Annotated in this window: 1 protein-coding gene; it reads right to left on the bottom strand. The window is 63.1% G+C overall.

Annotated elements, in window-relative coordinates:
* Window positions 1-2730, bottom strand: a 2730-nt coding sequence (locus EN750_RS27745; RefSeq protein WP_145967957.1) for an efflux RND transporter permease subunit, incomplete at its 3' end; no start/stop codon positions are given.
* Window positions 2731-2804 lie beyond the last annotated feature (74 nt).

The following is a 2804-nucleotide window of genomic DNA, read 5'->3' on the forward strand; positions in this document are numbered from 1 at the left end:
GATCAAGAGTGCCGCGGCAGCACCGATAATGCCAAGCGGACCGGTCGCCAGCACCAGCATCGCCTTGCCGAAGTTCTGCAGCTGGATCATCAAAAGCACGACGATGACGGCCAACATGATCGGCGCCTTGGCGGCGATCGAAGCCTGGCTTTCCGCCGAATCCTCCGCACCGCCCTGGATCTCGACCTTGTAGCCGGGCGCCAATCCGTCACGCAGGCCCTGCATATCCTTGTACAGTTTGGTGACGACGTCATTGGACTGCACGCCGTCGGGCAGCGTTGCCCGCACACTGATGGTCGGCAGACGGTCGCGGCGCCACTCGATGCCTTGCTCCAGCACCGGCACCACCTTGGCAACCTGCGACAGCGGCACGAAGCCACCGAAGTCGGTCGGGATATAGACCGAGTCGACCGAGGACAGGAGGCTGCGGCTGGCATCCGGCTCGCGGGCAACGATGGACACCGTCTCCTCGCCGTCGCGGAAGTCGTCGAGCGGCGCGCCGGACATCGCCGCCTGCAGCATCTGGCGGATGCGCTGCGAGGTGACGCCGAGTGCGCGGGCACGATCCTGATCGATGACCAGCTTCATCGCCGGAACCGGCTCCAGCCAGTCATCATGCACGGCGCCAAGCAGCGGATCCTCACGGAACTTCGCCTTCACCTGGTCGGCGATGCGGCGCACCTCCTGGCGATCCGGCCCCATGACGCGCATCTGCACCGGCCAGCCGGTCGGCGGGCCGAGGAACAGACGATCGACCTTGGCACGGATGGATGGGAAGTCTTCAGCCAGAACGGTGCGCAACTTGACGATCAGCCGTTCGCGGGCCGGTTCGTCATTGGCCATGACGAGCAGCTGGGCGAAGTTGGGGTTGCTCAGCTGCTGGTCGAGCGGCAGGAAGAAGCGCGGCGCGCCTTCGCCGATATAGGTGGCGATGAAACGCTTGTCCTTGTCGTCCATCATCTTGGTTTCGAGCGCCTTGGCCTGCGCCTCGACTTCCTTGATGCTGGTGCCTTCCGGCAGCCAAAGGTCGACGAGGATTTCCGGCCGCGACGATTGCGGGAAGAAGTTCTGCGGAATGAACTGGAAAGCCCACAGGCTGGTGCCGAAGGTGACCAGCGTCATCACCAGGACGATGATGCGATGGCGCACGGCCCAGCTGACGGTAGCACGAAGCCGGCGGTAGAAACGCGTGTCGAAGACATCGTGATGGCTGCCGGCATGCTTGCGCTGCTTGAGGATCATGTTGCCGAGCCATGGCGTGAAATAGACCGCGACGAACCAGGAGACGATCAGCGCGATGCCGACGACATAGAACAGGGTGCGGACATATTCGCCGGCGGTCGAGGCCGCGAAGCCGACCGGAATGAAGCCGGCCGTGGTGATCAGCGTGCCGGTCAGCATCGGGAAAGCGGTCGAGGAATAGGCGAAGCTCGCCGCCTCGACCTTGACCATTCCCTCCTCCAGCTTGCGCTCCATCATCTCGACGACGATCATCGCGTCGTCGACCAGAAGACCGAGCGCGATGATCAGCGCGCCGAGCGAGATGCGCTGCAGGTCGATGCCGAGTTCGTACATGATGGCGAAGGTCGCAGCCAGCACCAGCGGGATGGCGATGGCGATGACCAGACCGGAACGCCAGCCTATCGACAGGAACGAGACGACGAGCACGATCAGCAGCGCTTCGCCAAGCGCATGCATGAACTCGGCCACCGCATCGGTGACGACGCCCGGCTGGTCGGAGATCTGGTCGACCGCAACCCCGTAGGGCAGCGCCTCTTCGAAGCGCTTGTAGGTGGCCTCGACATCCTTGCCGACGTCGGTAACCTTGAAGCCCTTGGCCATGACGACGCCCAACTGCACGCTGTCGTGACCGTTGAAGCGGTATTTGCGCTGGAACGGATCTTCCAGCCCCGAGGTCACCGTGGCGATGTCGCCCAGCCTTGTGACCTGGCCGCCGGCGCGCAGGCGCAGGTTCCGGATATCCTCGACCTTGCCGACATCGCCCTCGACGGAGATGCGTACCGAGTTGGTGCCGGTATCGACGGAGCCGGCCGGGTCGACATTGTTCTGTCCCTTGATCGCATTCCGCAGATCGGTCAGCGTCAGGCCGCGTTCGGCCAGGGCCTTGGACGAGACGTCGATATAGAGCTTTTCCGGCTGGTCGCCGATGATGACGGCCTTCTCGACGCCGGGCGTCGTCAAAAGCATGTCGCGCGCCTGGATGGCGAACTTCTTCAGTTCGGGATAGCTGAAGCCGTCGCCGCTGATCGAATGCAAGGTGATGAAGGTGTCGCCGAACTCGTCGTTGAAATAGGGGCCGAGCAGACCCTGCGGCAGGTCGCCCTGGATATCGCCCACCTTCTTGCGCACCTGGTAGAAGGCGTCGGTCACCTCGGCGGTGTTGGTGTCGCCCTTGATCTGCACGGTGATGATGGCGCTGCCGGCGCGGGTGAAGGAGCGCACGAAATCGAGATGCGGCGTTTCCTGCAGCTTGCGTTCGATCTTGTTGACGACCTGGTCTTCCATCTCCTTGATCGAGGAGCCCGGCCAGATCGCCTGGACGACCATGATCCGGAAGGTGAAATCGGGATCTTCCTTCTGGCCCATACGCATCAGGCCGAGCGCGCCGGAAATGATGATCAGGCCGAACAGGAACCGCGCAATGGCGGGATGGCCGATTGCCCAGCGCGACAGGTTGAAGGGCCGCTTCTCTTCCGTGGAATTGGTCATCGACGCTGGTCCATCTATCTAGCGCAACAAAATCGAGGTTTCATAGTGGCTTCCGGGCGGCAAGGCTCTCCGAG

Source organism: Mesorhizobium sp. M7A.F.Ca.ET.027.03.2.1, assembly GCF_003999175.1.
Lineage (GTDB): Bacteria > Pseudomonadota > Alphaproteobacteria > Rhizobiales > Rhizobiaceae > Mesorhizobium.